Origin of the sequence: Ochrobactrum sp. C6C9, from assembly GCF_022627935.1 — a bacterium.
GTDB classification, from domain to species: domain Bacteria; phylum Pseudomonadota; class Alphaproteobacteria; order Rhizobiales; family Rhizobiaceae; genus Brucella; species Brucella teleogrylli.
In genome coordinates, this window is sequence record NZ_JABXGB010000115.1 from 1 (window position 1) to 348 (window position 348).

Consider the following 348-nt stretch of genomic DNA (forward strand, 5'->3'; position numbering starts at 1 on the left):
CGTCATGCACTGGCTGCCGATCTGTCCTATGGCCGCAAGCGGGCGCTGGAAATCGCCACCACGCTGGCGCTTGATCCGAAAGTGCTGCTGCTGGATGAGCCCATGGCCGGCATGGGCCATGAAGACGTTCACACCATTGCCGCCCTCATTGCCGATGTCGCGAAGGACCGCGCCGTTTTGATGGTGGAACACAATCTCAAGGTGGTGGCCGATATCGCCCACCATGTCACGGTGCTGCAACGCGGCGAGATCCTCGCCTCCGGCAGCTATGCCGACGTCTCGAAGGACGAGCGCGTGCGCACCGCCTATATGGGAACCGAACATGAATAAAGGCCAACCGCTCCTGTC

1 protein-coding gene is annotated in these 348 nt (G+C 61.5%); it reads left to right on the top strand.

Annotated elements, in window-relative coordinates:
* On the top strand, positions 1–330 hold a 330-nt coding region (locus HWD97_RS24305), incomplete at its 5' end, for an ATP-binding cassette domain-containing protein (protein WP_371835816.1).
* Positions 331–348 lie beyond the last annotated feature (18 nt).